An 18198-nucleotide genomic window follows, 5' to 3' on the forward strand; every position below is an offset into this window, starting at 1 on the left:
GTCAGCGGGCGGCCGAGGAGCCGCCGTCGGCGGTCCCCGGGGCGTCGTCACCGGGCACCGCGGGCCCGGACCCGGTGGCCGGGGTCCGGACCTCGAGGATGGCCTGCCGCTGGAAGGTCACGACCACACCCGGGGCGATCTCGAGGTCGACCGTGCCCTCGCCGAGGGCCGCGACGGTGCCGTGCAGCCCGGCCGTGGTCATGACCGGGGTGCCCACGGTCAGCGACTCCTGCATCGCCTGGGCCTGCGCCTGCATCCGCCGGCGCTGCCGCGCCGGCAGCACGATGAGCAGCACGAAGGCCAGGGCCAGCAGGACGAGCGGGAAGAACTGCTCCACGACTGATGTGCCTCTCTACCGCGCGGCGGGGGGCCCGCGGTGGGTGCGGCCCGGGACGGGACCGCTCGGGTGCGTCGGCTGCGACGCGGACGTCCGGCCGGGCGAGCTCGCCGGCGGTCGGCGCACGGCCACGGCGCGGGCGGGTTTGCGCGCCAGCGCCGGACAGTCTATGCGTCGAAGAGGGTCTCTGACGACGACCCTGCGGCCTGCGGGTCTGCTGTGACCCGCCCGAGGGGGATGCCGCCCCGGGGCAGCGGCTGGCCCAGGTGCGCCCACGCCGCCTCGGTGGCGACCCGCCCGCGGGGCGTGCGCGCGAGCAGCCCCGCCCGCACGAGGAACGGCTCGCACACCTCCTCGACGGTGTGCGGCTCCTCCCCCACCGCGACGGCCAGCGTCGCGACCCCGACCGGCCCCCCGCCGAAGCGCATGACCAGCGCCTCCAGGACCGCGCGGTCCAGCCGGTCCAGCCCGAGGTGGTCGACGTCGTAGAGCGCCAGCGCGGCCCGGGCCACCTCGAGGGTGACCCGCCCGTCGGCGCGCACCTCGGCGTAGTCGCGCACCCGCCGCAGCAGCCGGTTGGCGATGCGCGGCGTCCCCCGGGACCGGCCGGCGATCTCCGCCGACCCCTCCTCGGTCAGCTCGACGCCGAGCAGGTCGGCGCTGCGGGCGAGCACCTGCTGCAGCTCGGCGGGCTCGTAGAACTCCATCTGGCCGACGAAGCCGAAGCGGTCCCGCAGCGGGCCGGTGAGCAGGCCCGCGCGGGTCGTGGCGCCGACCAGCGTGAACGGGTTGATCTCCAGGGGGATGGCGGTCGCGCCCGGTCCCTTGCCGACGACGACGTCGACCCGGAAGTCCTCCATCGCCATGTACAGCAGCTCCTCGGCGGGCCGGGCGATGCGGTGGATCTCGTCGATGAACAGGACGTCGCCGGGGCCGAGGTTGGACAGCATCGCGGCGAGGTCACCGGAGCGTTCGATCGCCGGGCCGCTGGTGATCTTCACCGAGGTGCCGAGCTCGGAGCCGATGATGAGCGCCAGGCTGGTCTTGCCCAGCCCGGGCGGGCCCGAGAGCAGCACGTGGTCCGGCGGCCGGCCGCGCCGCTTGGCGCCCTCCAGGACGAGGTCCAGCTGGCGGGCCACCTTGGGCTGGCCGATGAAGTCGGCCAGCGAGTGCGGGCGCAGCGCCGACTCGACCACCCGCTCCTCGTCGCCGGCCCGCGGGTCCACGGCGTCGTCCCGGCCGCGCCCGGGGCCGGCCTCGGCCGCCGGGAGCCCCCGGTCGAAGGGGCTGCTCACGACCGGCCCAGCAGGCGCAGGGCCTGCCGCAGGAGGACGGCGACCTCGACCGCACCGGTGGCGGCGAGCTGCTCGTCGGCGACCGGGGCCAGCTGGGCGACCGCGGCCTCGGCCTCCCTGCTGGTCCAGCCCAGGCCGACGAGCGCGCTGGTGAGCTGGTCCCGCCAGGGCGCCACCGGGGTCACCGGCCCCCCGCCCGCCGGCGGGACCGGCCCATCGAGCGCGGTGTCCGCCGTGGTGGCGCCGAGGCGGTCGCGCAGCTCCAGGATCAGCCGCTCCGCGCCCTTCTTGCCGATCCCGGGCACCTGCATGAGCGCCTTCACGTCGCCCGTCGAGACCGCGCGGCGCACCTCGCGCGGCGGGTGGATGGCCAGGACCGCCTGGGCCAGCCGGGGGCCGACCCCGTTGGCGGTCTGCAGCAGCTCGAACAACTGCCGCTCGTCGTCGTCGGCGAAGCCGTAGAGGGTGAGGGAGTCCTCCCGGACCACCAGGCTGGTGGCCAGCCGGGCCGGCTCCCCGACCTGGAGCCGGGCGATCGTGCCCGGGGTGCACTGCACCGCCAGGCCGACCCCGCCGACCTCCACCACCGCGCCGTCCGGCGACACCGCCGCCACCCGGCCGTTCACGCTCGCGATCACCGTCGTCCTCCCGTGGCCCGCGGCCCTCGCCCGACGCGAGGCACGCCGGTCCGCGATGTGATCACCGTCGTCCTCCCGTCCAGCGCGGCAGCGTGGTCGTGCGCACCGGGGCACCGATCCCGCCGGCCAGCGCCGCCACCCGCAGCCGCTGCTGCGCCGGCCCCCGCCAGGCGTGGCAGACCGCCAGCGCCAGGGCGTCGGCGGCGTCGGCCGGCTTGGGCGGCGAGGCCAGCCCGAGCACGCGCGTGACCATGAGGGTGACCTGCTCCTTGTCGGCCCGGCCGCTGCCGGAGATCGCCGCCTTGACCTCGCTGGGCGTGTGCCAGGCCACCGGGCGGTCGGCCTGCGCCGCGGCCAGCGCGGCCACCCCCGCCGCCTGGGCGGTGCCGGTCGCGGTGCCCTTGTTGTTCTGGGTGAACACCCGCTCGATGGCCACCACGTCCGGCCGGTGCTCGCGCAGCAGCGCGGTCACCGCGGTGTGCAGCTCCAGCAGCCGCAGCTCGAGGTCCAGCTCCGCGGCGGTGCGGACGACGCCCACCCCCACGGCCACCGGTCGGCTGCCGGGGCGGCCGTCGACCACCCCCCACCCGCACCGGGTGAGGCCCGGGTCGATGCCGAGCACCCGCATGGACGCGCCCCCTGCCGTCGGCCGAACTGGTGTTCGAGGCAACGGTAACCGGCGCCGCCGACGCGCGGGCGGCGGAACACGCCGCATCGTGCCGCGGAGGAGGCGCCGCCCGCGCTCGACCTCGCTCGCCGGTGCGCGCGGGGACCGGCGGTCAGCCGACCTTCTCGAGCACCTCGTCGGAGACGTCGTAGTTGGCGTAGACGTTCTGCACGTCGTCGCAGTCCTCGAGCGCGTCGATCAGCCGGAACACCTTGCCGGCGGCCTCCTCGTCGAGCTCGATGGTCGTGCTGGGCACGAACGCCGCGTCCGCCGAGTCGTAGTCGACGCCGGCGTCCTGCAGCGCCGTGCGCACGGCGACGAGGTCCCCCGGCTCGCTGACCACCTCGAAGGAGTCACCCTGGTCCCGGACCTCCTCCGCGCCGGCCTCGAGCACCGCCATGAGGACGGTGTCCTCGTCGACGCCGTCGGCCTTGGGCACGACGACGACGCCCTTGCGGGAGAACAGGTAGGACACCGAGCCCGGGTCGGCCATCGAGCCGCCGTTGCGGGTCATCGCCGTCCGGACCTCCGAGGCGGCCCGGTTGCGGTTGTCGGTGAGGCACTCGACGAGGACCGCCACGCCCCCGGCGGCGTAGCCCTCGTACATGATCGTCTGCCAGTCGGCGCCGCCGGCCTCCAGACCGGCGCCGCGCTTCACCGCCCGGTCGATGTTGTCGTTCGGGACCGAGGACTTCTTCGCCTTCTGGATGGCGTCGTAGAGCGTCGGGTTGCCGGCCGGGTCACCCCCGCCCACGCGCGCGGCGACCTCGACGTTCTTGATCAGCTTGGCGAAGAGCTTGCCGCGCTTGGCGTCGATCGCGGCCTTCTTGTGCTTCGTCGTCGCCCACTTGGAGTGGCCGCTCACGAGTCCTCCTCGCTGGCGCTCGTCGGCCGCGTTCGCGGCCCCGCTGCTCTGCTCATCGGTGAGCTCGCGAGCTCGCTCACGAGTCCTCCTCGCTGGCGCTCGTCGGCCGCGTTCGCGGCCCCGCTGCTCTGCTCATCGGTGAGCTCGCGAGCTCGCTCACGCTGGTACCTCCTCGTTCCCGGCGTGCACGCCGGTCCTCTCGGCCAGGTGGGCTCTGACGATCTGCACGAACAGCGCGTGCACCCGGCGGTCCCCGGTCAGCTCGGGGTGGAAGCTGGTGGCCACCAGGTCCCCCTGGCGGACGGCGACGATCCTACCGTCGGCCGGTCCGCCCACGACCCGCGCGAGGACCTGCACCCCCGGACCGGCCTGCTCCACCCAGGGCGCGCGGATGAAGACCGCCCGCAGCGGGCCGCCCGGCAGGCCCTCGAGCCCCAGGTCGGCCTCGAACGAGTCGACCTGGCGGCCGAAGGCGTTGCGCCGGACGGTCGCGTCCAGCCCGCCGACGGTGATCTGGTCGGCGGGGGCGTCGAGCAGCCGGTCGGCGAGCAGGATCATCCCGGCGCAGGAGCCGTACACCGGCAACCCGGCCGCGACCGCGCGGTGCAGCGGCTCCAGCAGCCCGGTCCGGGCGGCGAGCTTGGCGATCGTCGTGGACTCCCCGCCGGGCAGCACCAGCCCGTCGACGGCCGCGAGCTCCTCGGGCCGGCGGACCGGCACGGCTGCCGCGCCCTGCTCGCGGAGCGCGGCGAGGTGCTCGCGGACGTCGCCCTGCAGCGCCAGCACGCCCACCACCGGATCCCTGTGCACGAGGGACCAATCTACGAGGGCCCGGTCGACGGGCACCCGGCCGACGAGGCGCCGACCTACGGGACGGCGCCCGCCGGGGCGCGCCCCCCGGCCGCCCGCGTGGAGCTCCAGGTGAGCAGCCGCTCCAGCGGACCGGCGCCCAGGAGCCGCCGCCAGGCGGTGGCCCCGACCGCGGCCACCGCGCAGAACCACAGCCACAGGCCCGTCCCGGCGGGGAACCCGGGGTCCAGCCAGGCGAGGGCCACGAGGTGCGCGCTGTAGACGGTCAGCGCCAGGGCCCCCACCGAGGCCAGGGGGTACACCAGCCGGGGCAGGAGGTCGGCCAGCACGAGGCACACGCCGATGACCGCGAGCGCGACCCCGGTCGAGCCGACCACCTCGAACGTCGTCCCGCTGTGCGGCGCCGCGCCGCTGAGCCAGGCGGGGTCCCACTCCCCCAGGGCGTCGAACCCGTCCTCCGGACCGGCCGAGGGCTGCCCGTCCGCCAGCGCCAGGGTGGTCACCCGTCCGCCGCTGTAGCCGGTGAACGCCAGGGCGACGCCGGCGAGCACCAGCCGGGCGCGGGTCCGCGACGCGGTGAGGTCCAGACGGCCGACCCCGAGGCCCACGAGCACGAAGGTCCACCAGATGAGCGCGGGATAGGTCCCGGTGAGCACCAGCCGGGCGAAGGGCTGGTCGGCGTCGGCGTTGTCGGTCACCCACTGGCCGAGCAGCAGGTCGGCCACCGGCGTCGCGACCGCGAGCACGGCGGCCAGCCCGAACAGCCGGGCCGGCGGCCAGCGCAGGAACGGCACGGCCAGCACGAACAGCACCGCGTAGACGACGAGGATCACCGCGACGAAGGTGTCGAGGAGCTCGAGCAGGCCGCCGATCAGGAAGACCCACGCCGCGCGCACCAGCACCCGCAGCCGCGCGCGGACCAGGTCGTCGCCGTCCACGGGCCGGTCCCGGCCCGAGATGAGCGCCACCGACAGCCCGGCCAGGACCGCGAACAGGATGGAGGGCCGTCCGTCGACGACGGCCGGCCAGGTCCCCGGCGACCAGGAGAGCTCGGTGAGCCGGCCGACCCCCATGTGGGCGCCGAACATGCCCAGCACGGCCAGGCCGCGGGCGAGGTCGACCCCGCCGATGCGCCGGCCCGCGGGGGGCCGGGCACCGGCGGGGCGGGACGCCGTCCGCTCCTGCTGCGCGGTCACGGGGGCGCTCTCACCAGCCGCGGGTGGCGTACCGCTCGCTGTCGGGGAGGGTCGAGACGTTGATCCCCACCATGGGCTCGCCGAGCCCGCGGGAGACCTTCGCGATCACGTCGGGGTCGTCGTGGAAGGTGGTGGCCTGCACGATCGCCGCGGCACGCCGGGCCGGGTCCCCGGACTTGAAGATGCCCGAGCCGACGAACACGCCCTGGGCGCCCAGCTGCATCATCATGGCCGCGTCGGCCGGGGTGGCGATGCCGCCGGCGGTGAACAGCACCACCGGCAGCTCCCCGAGCCGCGCCACCTCGGCGACGAGGTCGTACGGGGCGCGCAGCTCCTTGGCCGCGACGAACAGCTCGGTCTCGTCGAGGGTGCCCAGCCGCCGGATGCCGGCGCGGATGGCCCGCATGTGCCGGGTGGCCTCGACCACGTTGCCGGTGCCGGCCTCCCCCTTGGAGCGGATCATCGCCGCCCCCTCGGCGATCCGGCGCAGCGCCTCGCCCAGGTCCGTCGCGCCGCAGACGAACGGCACGGTGAAGGCCCGCTTGTCGATGTGGTGGGCCTCGTCGGCGGGGGTGAGCACCTCCGACTCGTCGACGTAGTCCACGCCGAGGCTCTGCAGCACCCGGGCCTCGACGAAGTGCCCGATGCGGGCCTTGGCCATGACCGGGATGGAGACCGCGGAGATGATGCCGTCGATCATGTCCGGGTCGCTCATGCGGGCGATCCCGCCCTGGGCCCGGATGTCGGCCGGCACCCGCTCCAGGGCCATGACGGCGACGGCGCCGGCGTCCTCGGCGATCCTCGCCTGCTCGGGGGTGACGACGTCCATGATGACGCCGCCCTTGAGCTGCTCGGCCATGCCGCGCTTCACGCGGTCGGTGCCGGTGGTCGTCCGGGCCTGCTCGGCCGGGGGGGTCGGGTCGTGCTCGCTCACGGGTCGCTGCCTCGGGTCGGGGGTGGGTGCCCGCGATGGTACGGCCGGTCAGGACCGGGACCGGCCGGCGCCGGTGGCGCTGGTGACCTCCTCCAGGCCGTCCTCGATGTCGAAGAAGCGCGGCATCGGCCGCGAGGCGTGCAGCCGCATGAGCCAGGGCAGCCGGCGCTGGCGCAGCAGGTGGGTGTCGCGGACCGCGTCGTTGTAGAAGCGCCGGGCCAGGCCGATGCGGGTGGCGGTGCCCTCCAGGTCGGCCCGGAGCGCGGCCGGCACCGGCAGGTCGGCGGGCAGCTCCCGCAGCCGGCGGCCCAGCGCGTTCTCGGCCAGCTCCCGGTCCCCGCTCCGGGGGCGGCGGGCCTCGGCGGCGGCCGCGGCCAGCCGCGCGGCCCGCTCATCCCCGAGCGCCGCCGCGTGCTCGCGGGCGAGCTCGGCGGCCAGCGAGGTGCGCCGCGCCAGCTGGGCGTCCAGGGCGATCCAGGCGCGGTCCACCCGCGCCTCGAGGCGGCGCAGCCGGGTCAGCGTCCAGGTCGTCCAGGCAGCCAGGAGGAGGACGACGACCAGGGCGGCGAGCAGCAGCCAGGCGTCGGTCGTCACGACGGCTCAGGCTAGCGGTCCACCCACCGGCGCAGTGCCGCCCGCGCGCGGGCCGTCGCGGGTTCGTCGTCGTCGGCCGTCAGGCCCGGCAGCGCGTCGTCCTCCGCGGCGGTGACCGCCCCGGCCCCGGGGAGGACGACGGTCTCGTACACGGCCAGCACCCGCTGCGCGATCACCGACCAGTCGTACCCGGCGGCCACCCGCGCCCCGGTCGCGGCGAGGGCGGCGCGCCGCGCCGGGTCGGCCAGCAGGTCGCCGAGCGCCAGGGCCAGCGCCCGGGGGTCGCCGCGGCGGACCAGCACACCGGCCGCGCCGTCCTCGAGGACCTGGGCGAAGGCGTCGAGGTCGCTGGCGACGATGGGGGCGCGCGCGGCGAGGGCCTCGATGAGGATGATCCCGAAGGACTCGCCCAGCAGGTTGGGCGCGCAGTAGACGTCGACCGAGCGCAGGAACGCCCCCTTGTCGGCCTCGCTGAGCTCGCCGAGCAGCGCCACGTGGGGGCGCAGGTCGTCGGGGACGAGGTCGCGCACCTCGTCGGGGTCCCCCCGGCCGGCGATGAGCAGCCGCGCGCCGGGGTGCCGGCGGACGACGGCCGGCATGGCCTCCAGCAGCACCGGCAGCCCCTTGCGCGGCTCGTCGTAGCGGCCGAGGAAGCCGATGGTCGGCCCGTCCACGCCGCGGGCGTGCCCCGGCAGCGTCGGCCCGGAGGCGAAGGCGCCGACGTGCACGCCGTTGGGGATGATCACCGCGTCCCCGCCGAGGTGCTCGACCTGGACCCGCCGGGCGAAGTCGGAGACCGCGATCCGGCCGCTGATCTTCTCCAGCCACGGCCGGATCACCGGCCCCCACGCGGCGAGCCACTTCGAGCGGGTGGTCGCGGCGTGGAAGGTGGCCACGATGGGCCCGTCGGCGATCATGCAGACCAGCAGGCCGATCGACGGCGGGGCCGGGTCGTGCACGTGCACGACGTCGAAGTGCCCCTCGCGCAGCCACCGGCGCACCCGCGTGGCCGACACCGGGCCGAACTGCACGCTGGCCATCGAGCCGTTGTACGGGACCGGGACGGTCCGCCCCGCCCAGGTCACGTGCTGCGGCGGCAGGGACTCCTCGCGCTCGGCCGGGGTGAGCACCTCCACGTGGTGCCCCATCCCGCGCAGCGTCTGGGCGAGGTCGCGGACGTGGTACTGCACGCCGCCGGGGACGTCCCACTGGTAGGGGCAGACCAGGCCGATGCGCATCAGGCGCGCCCCGCGGGGTCCGGCGGGACGTCCGCCCAGATCCGGCCCGGCACGTGCCAGTCCTCGGGCCGGCGGGCGATCGTCGCCGCGAAGGCGTCGGCGACGTCCTGGGTCGCCCGCGCGACCCGGTCGCGCAGCCGGCCCTCCCCGGCGACCGGGACCTCGGGGTGCACCACGAACCGCCAGCCGCGGCCGTCGAACTGGCAGACGGCCGGGTGCAGCGCGGCCCCCGTGCGCGCGGCCAGCAGCGCCGGCCCGCCGGGCATCGTGGTGCCGTGGCCGAAGAACCGGACCGGCACCCCGCCCGCGGAGAGGTCGCGGTCGACGAGCAGGCACACCGAGCGGCCGGCGCCCAGCCACTCCTGGAGCACCGCGGAGCCGGGCCGCGGGCCGCCCGTGAGGGGGGTCACCCGCATGCCCAGCGACTCGCGGTAGGCCAGGAACCGGCGGTAGAGCGACTCCGGCTGCAGCCGCTCGACCACGGTCATGAACGGGCCGCCCAGCCAGTCGACGAACCACACGCCGGCGGCGTCCCAGTTGCCGCTGTGCGGCAGGGCCACGACGACGGGGCGGCCGGCCGCCCGGGCCGCCTCGAAGTGCTCGACGCCCGAGGCGACGGTGTCGCGGAGGATCCGCGCGGGGCCCAGCGAGGGCAGCCGGAACGCCTCCTGCCAGTACCGGGCGTAGGACCGCAGCCCGCGGAGGGTGAGGTCGTCGAGGGCGGCGTCGTCCAGCCGGCCGCCGGTGACCACCCGCAGGTTGGCGCGCAGCTGGCGCACCGCCCGGCCGTCCCGCGCGGCCGCCCAGCGGGCGCCGGCGTCGAACGCCGCGACCGCCACCGGCTCGGGGAGCAGCCGGACGGCGCGCCAGCCGGCGGCGTAGCCCAGGTCGGTCGCCCGCGCCGCCGCGCGGGCGCGCCGCCCGGGCGCCGGGGCGGGCAGCACCGGCGCCGGCGCGGCCGGCGGGGACGCCGGCCCCCTCACGTGGGGCTGCCCGGCGGGGGCGACGGCGCGGCCGGCAGGGGCCGGCCGCGCGACTGGCGGCGGACGGCGGCGAACCGCTGGCCGACGGTGACCGCGCTGCCGACCAGCAGCAGCCACAGCGCCACGTGCAGGGCGTAGGGGATGCCGAGGCCGGCGAAGCCGGTGCCGGTGAGCACGAGGATGAGCCGCTCGGTGCGCTCGACGACGCCGACGTCGCAGGTCAGGCCGAGCCCCTCGGCGCGGGCCTTCACGTAGGAGGTGAGCACCCCCAGCACCAGGCACAGCAGGGCCAGCAGCACGAGCAGCCGGTCGTCCCCCGCGCCCGAGAACCACCAGACCAGCGCGCCGAAGACGGCGGCGTCCGCGGCCCGGTCGCCGGTGGAGTCGAGCACCGCGCCGAACAGCGACCCCCCGCCCCGGGCCCGGGCCAGCGCGCCGTCGAGCATGTCCAGCAGCACGAACAGGGTCACGGTGAAGGCGCCCCAGAACAGCTGCCCCGTGGCGATGAGCAGCACCGATCCGGCGATGGCACCGAGCGTCCCGGTGACGGTCACGGTGTCGGCGGTGACGCCCAGGCGCAGCAGCCGCGCGGCCACCGGCGCCCAGAACCGGCCGACCGCGGCGCGCGCGTTCCCGCCGAGCACGTCAGGCCTCCCGCGCCGGCCCGTCGCCGGACGGCCAGGAGGCCGCGAGCAGCGCCCGCGTCTCCCGGAGCACCTGCGGCAGCACCCGGGTCAGGCCGATGACCGGCATGAAGTTCGTGTCGCCACCCCATCGCGGGACGGCGTGCTGGTGCAGGTGGTCGGCGATCCCGGCGCCGGCGACCGACCCCTGGTTCATCCCGATGTTGAACCCGTGCGCCCCCGAGACCGCCCGGACCACCCGCATGGCGGTCTGGGTGAACTCGCCGAGCTCGGCGACCTCGTCGGTGGTCAGGTCGGTGTAGTCGGGCACGTGCCGGTACGGGACCAGCATCACGTGGCCGGCGTTGTACGGGTACAGGTTGAGGACGGCGAAGACCCGTCGGCCGCGGGCGACGACCAGCCCCTCCTCGTCGTCCATCCGCGGGATGAGGCAGAACGGGCAGTCGTGCGCCCCCGTGGGCTTGTTCTCCCCGCGGATGTAGGCCATCCGGTACGGCGTCCACAGGTGCTCGAAGACCGCGGCCGGGCCCCCGTCGTCGCTGGGGACGTCGACGCGGTAGCTCTCCCCCGGCCCGGTCATCGCGCCCCCAGCGCCTCGGCGGTGGGATCGGTGTTGCGCCGCCCGGCGACCCAGCGCGCCACCGCCTCGACGGCGTCGGTCACCGGGACGCCGTTGTGCTGGCTGCCGTCGCGGAACCGGAAGGAGACCGCGCCGGCCTCGGCGTCGGTGGCCCCGGCGATGAGGACGAAGGGCACCTTCTGCTTGCTGGCGGTGCGGATCTTCTTCTGCATCCGGTCGTCGGAGTCGTCGACCTCCACCCGGATGCCCCGCGACCGCAGCTGGAGCGCGACGTCGCGCAGGTAGGGCACCTGCTCGTCGGTGACCGGGATGCCGACCACCTGCACCGGCGCCAGCCAGGCCGGGAAGGCGCCGGCGTAGTGCTCGGTGAGCACGCCGAAGAAGCGCTCGATGGAGCCGAACAGGGCGCGGTGGATCATCACCGGCCGCTGCCGGCTGCCGTCGGCGGCGGTGTACTCGAGGTCGAAGCGCTCCGGCAGCATCAGGTCGACCTGGATGGTCGACATCTGCCAGGTGCGGCCGATCGCGTCGCGCGCCTGCACGGAGATCTTCGGCGCGTAGAACGCCGCGCCGCCCGGGTCGAGGACCAGCTCCAGACCGCTGGCCTCGGCCGCCTCCCGCAGCGCGTCGGTCGCCCGCTGCCAGTCCTCGTCGCTGCCGATCGACTTCTCCGGGTCCCGGGTGGACAGCTCCAGGTAGAAGTCGGAGAGCCCGTAGTCGGCCAGCAGGTCGAGCACGAACTGCAGCAGCGAGCGGATCTCGCCCTGCATCTGCTCCGGGGTGCAGTAGATGTGCGCGTCGTCCTGGGTGAACCCGCGGGCCCGGGTGAGGCCGTGCACCACGCCGGACTTCTCGTAGCGGTACACCGTGCCGAACTCGAACAGCCGCAGCGGCAGCTCCTTGTACGAGCGGCCGCGCGAGCGGAAGACCAGGTTGTGCATGGGGCAGTTCATCGGCTTGAGGTGGTAGTCCTGCCCCTGCCGCCGCACGTTCCCGTCGGCGTCGCGCTCCTCGTCGAGGTGCATCGCCGGGTACATGCCCTCCGCGTACCACTGCAGGTGGCCGGAGGTCTCGAACAGCTGCCCCTTGGTGATGTGCGGGGTGTTGACGAAGGAGTAGCCGGCCTCCTCGTGCCGCCGCCGGCTGTAGTCCTCCAGCTCCCGGCGGATGACGCCGCCCTTGGGGTGGAACACCGCCAGCCCGGAGCCGATCTCGTCGGGGAAGCTGAACAGGTCCAGCTCGGCGCCCAGCCGGCGGTGGTCGCGCCGCTCGGCCTCGGCGACCTGCTCCAGGTACGCCTTGTGCGCCTCCCGGCTCTCCCACGCGGTGCCGTACACCCGCTGCAGCTGCGGGTTCTTCTCGCTGCCGCGCCAGTAGGCCGCCGCGGAGCGGGTGAGGCTGAACGCCGGGATGCTGCTGGTGCGGGGCACGTGCGGGCCGCGGCACAGGTCGGTCCAGACCCGCTCGCCGGTGCGCGCATCGAGGTTGTCGTACATGGTGAGCGAGGCGCCGCCGACCTCGACGTCGGCGCCCTCGGCCGCCTCCCCGGCACCCCCCTTGAGCCCGATCAGCTCCAGCTTGTACGGCTCGTGCGCGAGCTCGGCCTCGGCGTCGGCGTCGGCGATCTCCCGCCGGGAGAACCGCTGGCCGGCCCTGACGATCTCCTGCATGCGCTTCTCCAGCGCCCGCAGGTCGTCGGGGGTGAAGGGCCGCTCGGGGTCGAAGTCGTAGTAGAACCCGTTCTCCACCGGCGGGCCGATGCCCAGCCGGGTGCCGGGGAAGAGGTCCTGCACGGCCTGGGCCAGGACGTGCGCGGTCGAGTGCCGGATCACCGCCCGCCCGTCGGGGCTGGCGGCCGGCACCGGCTCGACCTCGGCCTCGGCCTCCGGCGCCCAGGCGAGGTCCCGGAGCTCGCCGGTGACCAGGTCGCGCACCACCACCGCGCCGTCGGCGCCCTTGAGCGGCACCCCCGCGTCCTTGAGCGCCTGCTGCGCCGTGGTCCCGGCCGGCACCCGGACGGGCGCGGCGGCGGTGGACGGGGGCGGGGTGGACACGAGAGCGCTCCTGGGGACGGCGAGACGGACCCCCCGAGCCTAGTGCGCGGCGCCCCTCACCCCGGGACGACCGCCGCCCCGGCGTCCTCGACCACGACCGGGTCGCCGACGGCCACGGTGCCCGGCCGCAGCACCTCGGCGTAGACGCCCAGGCAGTGCTTGGGCAACCGGCTCACCTCGAGCAGCGCGCCGCCGACGCGCAACCTCCGGCCGACCCAGGCCCGCTCGTCGCCGCCGGCCCCCAGGGCCAGCACCAGGTTGGCGCGGGGGTTCTCGGCGGCGCAGCCCTCGGGCACCTCACCGGCCGCGGCGAGCTCCAGTGCCCGCCGGGACACCAGGTGGACGGCGGCACCCGCGGGCCCGGTCCGCGGCTCGAGCCGGACCGGTGCGCCGGCGAGACCGGTGAGCGCGGCCGCGTCGCGGTCCGGGTCGCCGGAGGGGGCCAGGTCGCGCAGACCCCTGACGTCGCGGGCCCGCAGCGCGGCCCCGCTGGCCGCGTCGACGGGGATCCACGCGCGGTCGCCGGCCAGCCCGTCGGGTCCCACCTCGGCGGCCGGCCGGCTGCTGCCCGCCAGCGACTTGACCGGGTAGACGACGACCTGCTCGACCGTGCCCGCCTGCATGGTGGCCACGCTACGCACCGGCGGCGGCCGGGCCGCGGCGGCGCAGTCGGCGCAGCTGTGCGTCGAGGTAGGGCCGGGCGCGCCGCTGCCCGCCGCGCTCGGCGATGGCGGCCGCGAGGTCGGCCAGCACGCGGCCCAGCCGCGCCTCGTCGGGGGCCCAGCCCCGCCGGGTGCACTCCTCGAGCCACTCCACCGGCGCCGTGTGCCCGCGCGCGGCGTTGCACCGCCGGCAGGCGGCGACCTCGTTCTCCAGCCACGACGGGCCGCCCTTGACCCGCGGCACGACGTGCTCGGTGGTGGGCGCCACCGGCCCGGTCAGCTCCCGGCCGCACCAGATGCAGGTGGGGCCGTCCCGCTCGGCGGCGGCGAGCCGGGCGGCGCGGTCGAGGGCCATCGCCGTCCATCCTCCCCCGCACGGCGCGGCGCCGCCCGCAGACGCCGGGAGGCCCGGGTCTCGGCGACCCGGGCCTCCCGGTGCGGTGGGCGATACTGGGTTCGAACCAGTGACCTCTTCGGTGTGAACGAAGCGCTCTACCACTGAGCCAATCGCCCGGCTGCGTCTCCCATTGTGCCAGACGCTCACCGCCAGAGCGGCACCCACCCCGGCACCCAGTCCGGCACGCCGGTCAGGTGGAGGGTGACCACCAGGACGCCGTAGACGAAGGCCGCGGTCCCCGCACCGACCGCCATGCGGACCCAGGCCGGCTGCCGGCCGAGCCACTCGGTCCAGGACCGCACGTGCCGCCGGGTGAAGTCGAGCAGCCGCTCAGCCCAGAAGAACTCCGACGCCAGGACGAACAGGCCGGCGATGACCGTGAGCCAGCCCGGGCCGGGCAGCGGGATCGTGACGAGCCCGAGCGCGACGACCAGGCCGCCGACGACCCCCACACCCACGCGGTAGGCGTGGTCCAGCGCCCGCCGGGCGGCCAGCCGCCGCCGCCAGCGCGTGCCGGCGACCCGCTCGCGCAGGCTGCGGATGCCGTCCTCGTCGAACCGCTCGCGCAGCTGCTCGGCGGTCTGGTGGGGACGGCGCTCCCGCACGGGGGGCACCTCGGTCTCCGGTGCGCTCAGCTGGTCACCTGCCCGGTCGCGACGATCCCCGTCGGGTCCGACGGAGCCTGCCGACCGGGCTCGAGGCTGATCCCGTACTCGGGAAAGGCGTCGAGGCCGGTCGACGCCGAGCCTACGGTGTGCAGGTCCATCCGTGGTGTGACCACGTCGAACGTCCCCAGCGGGCGGGGGTCGCCCTCCCCCATCCCCCACACGACGTAGGTCTGGGCGGCCTCGTCGTTGACCTCCAGACCGTGGGTGACCACCTGGACGCGGTCCGGGCGCGCCACGACCGTGGCCAGCGGCCCGCCGTCGTCGCCCGAGAGGGACGTGATGGTCGCCTCCCCGGGGACCAGCAGCTGGTCCACGACGGCCGCCTGCCGGTCGGCGGCCTCCCGGGCGTCGTCCCGGGCGGTGCTGAGCACCACGTTCCACGTGCCCAGGGCGAGGATGGCCGCCACGGCGACCGCGGCCAGCGCGTTGGGCAGCACCCGCCGCCAGGGCGTCCGCAGCGCCGGCCGCGGCGGCCCGGCCGGCAGCGGGGCCGGCAGGTAACCGGGGAAGCCGGTGGCCGCCCGCGGGCCCTCCGGCGCCCCGGGGTCCTCGGCCGCGGCGGGCGCGGCGGGCACGTCCGGCCGCGGTGGGTGCGACGGGGGCGCCGGCGGCGGGACGGCGGCCGGGGCCGGGGGCAGCTGCCCGGTCTCGTCCACCGCGGCACGCAGCCGGGCGCGCAGGGCCTCGGAGGGGCGGGCCTGCGGCAGGTCGGCGGACAGTGCCCCCATCACCTCGGTGGCCTCCGCGACGGTCTCCCGGCAGCGCGGGCAGCCGGGCAGGTGCAGGCCGAAGCGGTCCTCGTCCTCCGGCTCCAGCGCGTGCAGCGCCCAGCCGACGGCCAGCTCGTCGTACCCCTCGTGGTCCCCCGCGCGGTGCCCGGCACCCCGTGGCCCGGTCACCGGCCCGACCCCTCGACGGGAGCGGCGCCGAGCGCCCCGGGGGCGACGCCCGGCACGCCGCCGAGCTCCCGCCGCAGCCGCCGCATCCCCGCCAGCATCCGGGTCTTCACCGTCCCCAGGGGTGTGCCGGTCAGCGCCGCCACCTCCCGCTGGGTGTACCCGCCGTAGTAGGCGAGCGTCAGCGCCTCGCGCTGGGCGTCCGGGAGCGCGCCGAGCGCGTCGCGGACCCGCTCGGAGACCAGCCGCTGCCAGGCGTCGTCCTCCACGTCCTGGGCGCTGCCCGGCAGGGCGAGGGCGAGGTCCTGCTCGGCCCGCGCCCGGCGGCGGCGCTGGGACTCCTCGCGGCGGACGGCGTCGACGGCCTTGTGGTGCACCACCGCCAGCAGCCACGAGGAGAAGCCGCCCTGCGCGGGGTCGAAGGCCGACGCGTCGCGCCAGATGCCGACGAAGACCTCCTGCAGCACGTCCTCGGCGAGGACGTCGTCGGCGAGGACCCGCCGGGCCAGCGCGAAGGCCCGCCGGCCGTACCGGTCGTAGAGGTCGTCGACCGCCGTCCGGTCACCGGCGCGCATCCGCAGGAGGAGGTCGGCGTCCCCGGGGTCCTCCCCCGGACGCCGTGCCGGACGGCTCACGCGTCCCATCGTCACATGACGGGTTCGCGACTGGCAGAGTCGGCGGTTCAGCCGGGTCCAGAACGGGCATCCAGGGTGCCCACAGGCGGAACACACCGCAGGGCTCGTCCGACAGGGAAGGTCGCGCAGGGATCATGGCCAGCCGCTCCACCCCCGGGTACACGTCCCCCACGACCCTCCACCTGATCGGTCCGCAGTCCTGGACGGAGGTGCCCGCGGTCCTCGGCTACGACGTCTCCGACCCGTACGCGGTGCGCATCACGTTCGGCGACGGCATCGAGGGTGACGAGGGCATCTGCTGGTTGGTGGCCCGGGACCTGCTGCAGGCCGGCCTCGAGCGGCCGGCCGGGGAGGGTGACGTCCGGCTGTGGCCGTGCCGGTCGGCGGGCGACGTCCTCTTCCTGCACCTGCGCGCACCCTCCGGCGAGGCGCTGTTCGAGGTCTCCCGCGCCGCCGTGGCCGGTTTCCTGCAGCTCACCGAGGCGGCCGTGCCCAGCGGCGAGGAGTCCGCCGTGCTGTCCGTCGACGACGAGCTGGCCGCCCTGCTGTCCGGCGGCGGGGCGGATCCCGGGGCCCGCTGAGCCCCCCGGGGGCCCCCCGTCGAGACCCCGCCGCCGGGTCGGGTATGGTTCTCCCCGTAAGACAGCAACGCGGACGTGGCTCAGCTGGTAGAGCATCACCTTGCCAAGGTGAGGGTCGCGGGTTCGAATCCCGTCGTCCGCTCGGGACCTCGGGCGCTGGTCGCGAGACCGGCGCTCTTGTGCGGTGGAGTGGCCGAGAGGCGAGGCAACGGCCTGCAAAGCCGTCTACACGGGTTCAAATCCCGTCTCCACCTCGGCGCGCCGCCGACGCGGTGGAGCGCTCCGGCCGACCGGCCGGGTCGGGCGATTGGCTCAGTGGTAGAGCGCTACCTTGACACGGTAGAGGTCACTGGTTCGAACCCAGTATCGCCCACAGCACCGGGAGGCCCGGGTCGCCGAGACCCGGGCCTCCCGCCGTCCCCCGGGGCCTGCCCGCGTCGCACGAGGGGTCACCGCACCGCGGGCTCGACGCACTCGGCCCAGAACCGGTCGACCTGGGCGGCGAGGTCCTCCAGCGACCCGCTGTTGTCCAGGACGACGTCGGCCACCGCACGCCGCTGCTCGTCGGTCGCCTGCGCCGCGATGCGGGCCCGGGCATCGGCCTCCGGCACACCGCGCTCGGCCAGCCGGGCCAGCCGGGTCGCCAGGTCGGCCTCGACGACCAGCACGAGGTCGTAGGACGCCGCCTGACCGGTCTCCACGAGCAGCGGTACGTCCTGGACGACGACGGCGTCCGGCGGGGCGGCCGCGACCAGCTCGGCGGCGCGGGCCCGCACCAGCGGGTGCACGAGGCCGTCGAGGCGCTGACGGGCCGCCGGGTCGGCGAACACGAGCGCGGCGAGCGCCGGCCGGTCCAGGTTCCCGTCGGCGGTGAGGACCCCGTCCCCGAACTCGGCGGCCACCGCCGCCAGGCCGGGGGTGCCCGGGGCGACCACCTCGCGGGCGAGGACGTCGGCGTCCACCACCTGCGCCCCGCGGGCGGCCAGCAGCCCGGCCACCGTGCTCTTCCCCGACCCGATCCCACCGGTCAGCCCGATCCGCAGCATGCACGGACAGTAGCCAGCACGCCGATCCCCATCACGGACGGGTAACACGTGCCCGTCCAGCCCGGCGCGTCGCTCCAGTCACATGCGTCACCAGACCTAACTTCTGTCCCGGCGACCTCCCCGACGCCGAGAGAGGCAGGACCAGCAGACATGTCCGTCACGGCTCCCGCGGCCCCCTCGTCGACCCCGGCCTCCCGGGGCCGGCACCGGATCGAGCGCTCGGGCGGGGTGCGGGTCACCGACCTGCCGGGCGTCCGGGCCCGGATGGAGCACAACGCCGCCGTCCGCCCCCGCAGCGCCTTCCTGCGCTGGCTCTCGTCGGGGGGGGGGGGGGGGGGGGGGGGGCGGGCGGGGGGGGGGGGGGGCGGGGGGGGGCGCGCCCCGCGCCGGGGCGGCGGCGCCGCGCCCGCCGCCCCCCCCCCCCACCGCCGGATCCGAGGCGGCGGTCCTCGGTATCGAGGAGCGCATCCAGATCCGC

Annotated in this window: 21 protein-coding genes and 4 tRNA genes; 4 read left to right on the forward strand and 21 right to left on the reverse strand. The window is 76.2% G+C overall.

Annotation, left to right across the window (positions count from 1 at the left end; translation table 11 throughout):
* Nucleotide 1 precedes the first annotated feature (1 nt).
* The 20 genes from yajC to ACI8AC_RS09100 form a co-directional block, all read right to left on the reverse strand.
* A complete protein-coding gene (gene yajC / locus ACI8AC_RS09005) occupies nucleotides 2-337 on the reverse strand; it encodes a preprotein translocase subunit YajC (protein WP_456897274.1) in 336 nt (111 codons plus the stop codon).
* 167 nt (nucleotides 338-504) lie between these two features.
* Nucleotides 505-1632: a Holliday junction branch migration DNA helicase RuvB gene (gene ruvB, locus ACI8AC_RS09010; protein WP_456897276.1), complete on the reverse strand. Its 1128-nt coding sequence runs from the start codon at nucleotides 1630-1632 to the stop codon at nucleotides 505-507.
* On the reverse strand, nucleotides 1629-2270 hold the full coding sequence (gene ruvA, locus ACI8AC_RS09015; RefSeq protein WP_456897278.1) for a Holliday junction branch migration protein RuvA: 642 nt from the start codon (nucleotides 2268-2270) through the stop codon (nucleotides 1629-1631). The genes ruvB and ruvA overlap by 4 nt, the downstream gene beginning before the upstream one ends.
* A 61-nt stretch (nucleotides 2271-2331) precedes the next feature.
* Nucleotides 2332-2898, reverse strand: a complete 567-nt coding sequence (ruvC, locus tag ACI8AC_RS09020) for a crossover junction endodeoxyribonuclease RuvC (protein WP_456897280.1) — start codon at nucleotides 2896-2898, stop codon at nucleotides 2332-2334.
* A 151-nt stretch (nucleotides 2899-3049) separates the two neighbouring features.
* Nucleotides 3050-3802 (reverse strand): YebC/PmpR family DNA-binding transcriptional regulator, encoded by a 753-nt coding sequence (locus tag ACI8AC_RS09025; protein ID WP_456897282.1) that lies wholly within the window; start codon nucleotides 3800-3802, stop codon nucleotides 3050-3052.
* 156 nt (nucleotides 3803-3958) lie between these two features.
* On the reverse strand, nucleotides 3959-4612 hold the full coding sequence (gene pdxT, locus ACI8AC_RS09030; RefSeq protein WP_456897284.1) for a pyridoxal 5'-phosphate synthase glutaminase subunit PdxT: 654 nt from the start codon (nucleotides 4610-4612) through the stop codon (nucleotides 3959-3961).
* A 56-nt stretch (nucleotides 4613-4668) separates the two neighbouring features.
* Nucleotides 4669-5808: a heparan-alpha-glucosaminide N-acetyltransferase domain-containing protein gene (locus tag ACI8AC_RS09035; RefSeq protein ID WP_456897286.1), complete on the reverse strand. Its 1140-nt coding sequence runs from the start codon at nucleotides 5806-5808 to the stop codon at nucleotides 4669-4671.
* Between the two features lie 10 nt (nucleotides 5809-5818).
* Nucleotides 5819-6742, reverse strand: a complete 924-nt coding sequence (pdxS, locus tag ACI8AC_RS09040; RefSeq protein WP_456897288.1) for a pyridoxal 5'-phosphate synthase lyase subunit PdxS — start codon at nucleotides 6740-6742, stop codon at nucleotides 5819-5821.
* Nucleotides 6743-6790: 48 nt separating this feature from the next.
* The gene (locus ACI8AC_RS09045; protein ID WP_456897290.1) at nucleotides 6791-7336 is read right to left on the reverse strand and encodes a hypothetical protein; all 546 of its coding nucleotides are present in this window, start codon (nucleotides 7334-7336) and stop codon (nucleotides 6791-6793) included.
* A gap of 11 nt (nucleotides 7337-7347) precedes the next feature.
* Nucleotides 7348-8574: a glycosyltransferase family 4 protein gene (locus ACI8AC_RS09050; RefSeq protein WP_456897292.1), complete on the reverse strand. Its 1227-nt coding sequence runs from the start codon at nucleotides 8572-8574 to the stop codon at nucleotides 7348-7350.
* The gene (locus ACI8AC_RS09055) at nucleotides 8574-9557 is read right to left on the reverse strand and encodes a phosphatidylinositol mannoside acyltransferase (protein ID WP_456897294.1); all 984 of its coding nucleotides are present in this window, start codon (nucleotides 9555-9557) and stop codon (nucleotides 8574-8576) included. Before ACI8AC_RS09055 ends, ACI8AC_RS09050 begins: the two co-directional genes overlap by 1 nt.
* Entirely contained in the window at nucleotides 9554-10201 is a 648-nt protein-coding gene (pgsA, locus tag ACI8AC_RS09060) for a phosphatidylinositol phosphate synthase (RefSeq protein WP_456897296.1), read from the reverse strand. Before pgsA ends, ACI8AC_RS09055 begins: the two co-directional genes overlap by 4 nt.
* Before the next feature lies 1 nt (nucleotide 10202).
* A complete protein-coding gene (locus ACI8AC_RS09065) occupies nucleotides 10203-10781 on the reverse strand; it encodes an HIT family protein (protein ID WP_456897298.1) in 579 nt (192 codons plus the stop codon).
* On the reverse strand, nucleotides 10778-12835 hold the full coding sequence (gene thrS, locus ACI8AC_RS09070) for a threonine--tRNA ligase (RefSeq protein WP_456897300.1): 2058 nt from the start codon (nucleotides 12833-12835) through the stop codon (nucleotides 10778-10780). The genes ACI8AC_RS09065 and thrS overlap by 4 nt, the downstream gene beginning before the upstream one ends.
* Nucleotides 12836-12891: 56 nt before the next feature.
* Entirely contained in the window at nucleotides 12892-13458 is a 567-nt protein-coding gene (locus ACI8AC_RS09075; protein ID WP_456897301.1) for an MOSC N-terminal beta barrel domain-containing protein, read from the reverse strand.
* Between the two features lie 10 nt (nucleotides 13459-13468).
* Nucleotides 13469-13852, reverse strand: a complete 384-nt coding sequence (locus tag ACI8AC_RS09080; protein ID WP_456897303.1) for an HNH endonuclease — start codon at nucleotides 13850-13852, stop codon at nucleotides 13469-13471.
* Between the two features lie 86 nt (nucleotides 13853-13938).
* Nucleotides 13939-14010: transfer RNA gene (locus tag ACI8AC_RS09085), tRNA-Val, on the reverse strand.
* Nucleotides 14011-14037: 27 nt separating this feature from the next.
* A complete protein-coding gene (locus ACI8AC_RS09090; RefSeq protein ID WP_456897305.1) occupies nucleotides 14038-14499 on the reverse strand; it encodes a TIGR02611 family protein in 462 nt (153 codons plus the stop codon).
* A gap of 26 nt (nucleotides 14500-14525) precedes the next feature.
* A complete protein-coding gene (locus ACI8AC_RS09095) occupies nucleotides 14526-15461 on the reverse strand; it encodes an anti-sigma factor domain-containing protein (RefSeq protein ID WP_456897307.1) in 936 nt (311 codons plus the stop codon).
* Complete coding sequence (locus ACI8AC_RS09100) at nucleotides 15458-16102, reverse strand: sigma-70 family RNA polymerase sigma factor (RefSeq protein ID WP_456897309.1); 645 nt, start codon at nucleotides 16100-16102, stop codon at nucleotides 15458-15460. The genes ACI8AC_RS09095 and ACI8AC_RS09100 overlap by 4 nt, the downstream gene beginning before the upstream one ends.
* A gap of 125 nt (nucleotides 16103-16227) precedes the next feature.
* On the opposite strand from ACI8AC_RS09100, the gene ACI8AC_RS09105 reads away from it, so the two are divergent.
* From ACI8AC_RS09105 to ACI8AC_RS09120, 4 genes are all read left to right on the forward strand, one after another.
* Nucleotides 16228-16674: an SsgA family sporulation/cell division regulator gene (locus ACI8AC_RS09105; protein WP_456897311.1), complete on the forward strand. Its 447-nt coding sequence runs from the start codon at nucleotides 16228-16230 to the stop codon at nucleotides 16672-16674.
* Between the two features lie 69 nt (nucleotides 16675-16743).
* Nucleotides 16744-16816, forward strand: a tRNA-Gly gene (locus ACI8AC_RS09110).
* 41 nt (nucleotides 16817-16857) lie between these two features.
* Nucleotides 16858-16928: transfer RNA gene (locus tag ACI8AC_RS09115), tRNA-Cys, on the forward strand.
* A gap of 47 nt (nucleotides 16929-16975) precedes the next feature.
* Nucleotides 16976-17047: transfer RNA gene (locus ACI8AC_RS09120), tRNA-Val, on the forward strand.
* Between the two features lie 76 nt (nucleotides 17048-17123).
* Here ACI8AC_RS09120 and coaE read toward each other — a convergent pair.
* On the reverse strand, nucleotides 17124-17720 hold the full coding sequence (gene coaE / locus ACI8AC_RS09125; RefSeq protein ID WP_456897312.1) for a dephospho-CoA kinase: 597 nt from the start codon (nucleotides 17718-17720) through the stop codon (nucleotides 17124-17126).
* Nucleotides 17721-18198 lie beyond the last annotated feature (478 nt).

It is taken from the genome of Geodermatophilus sp. SYSU D00758 (assembly GCF_054049955.1).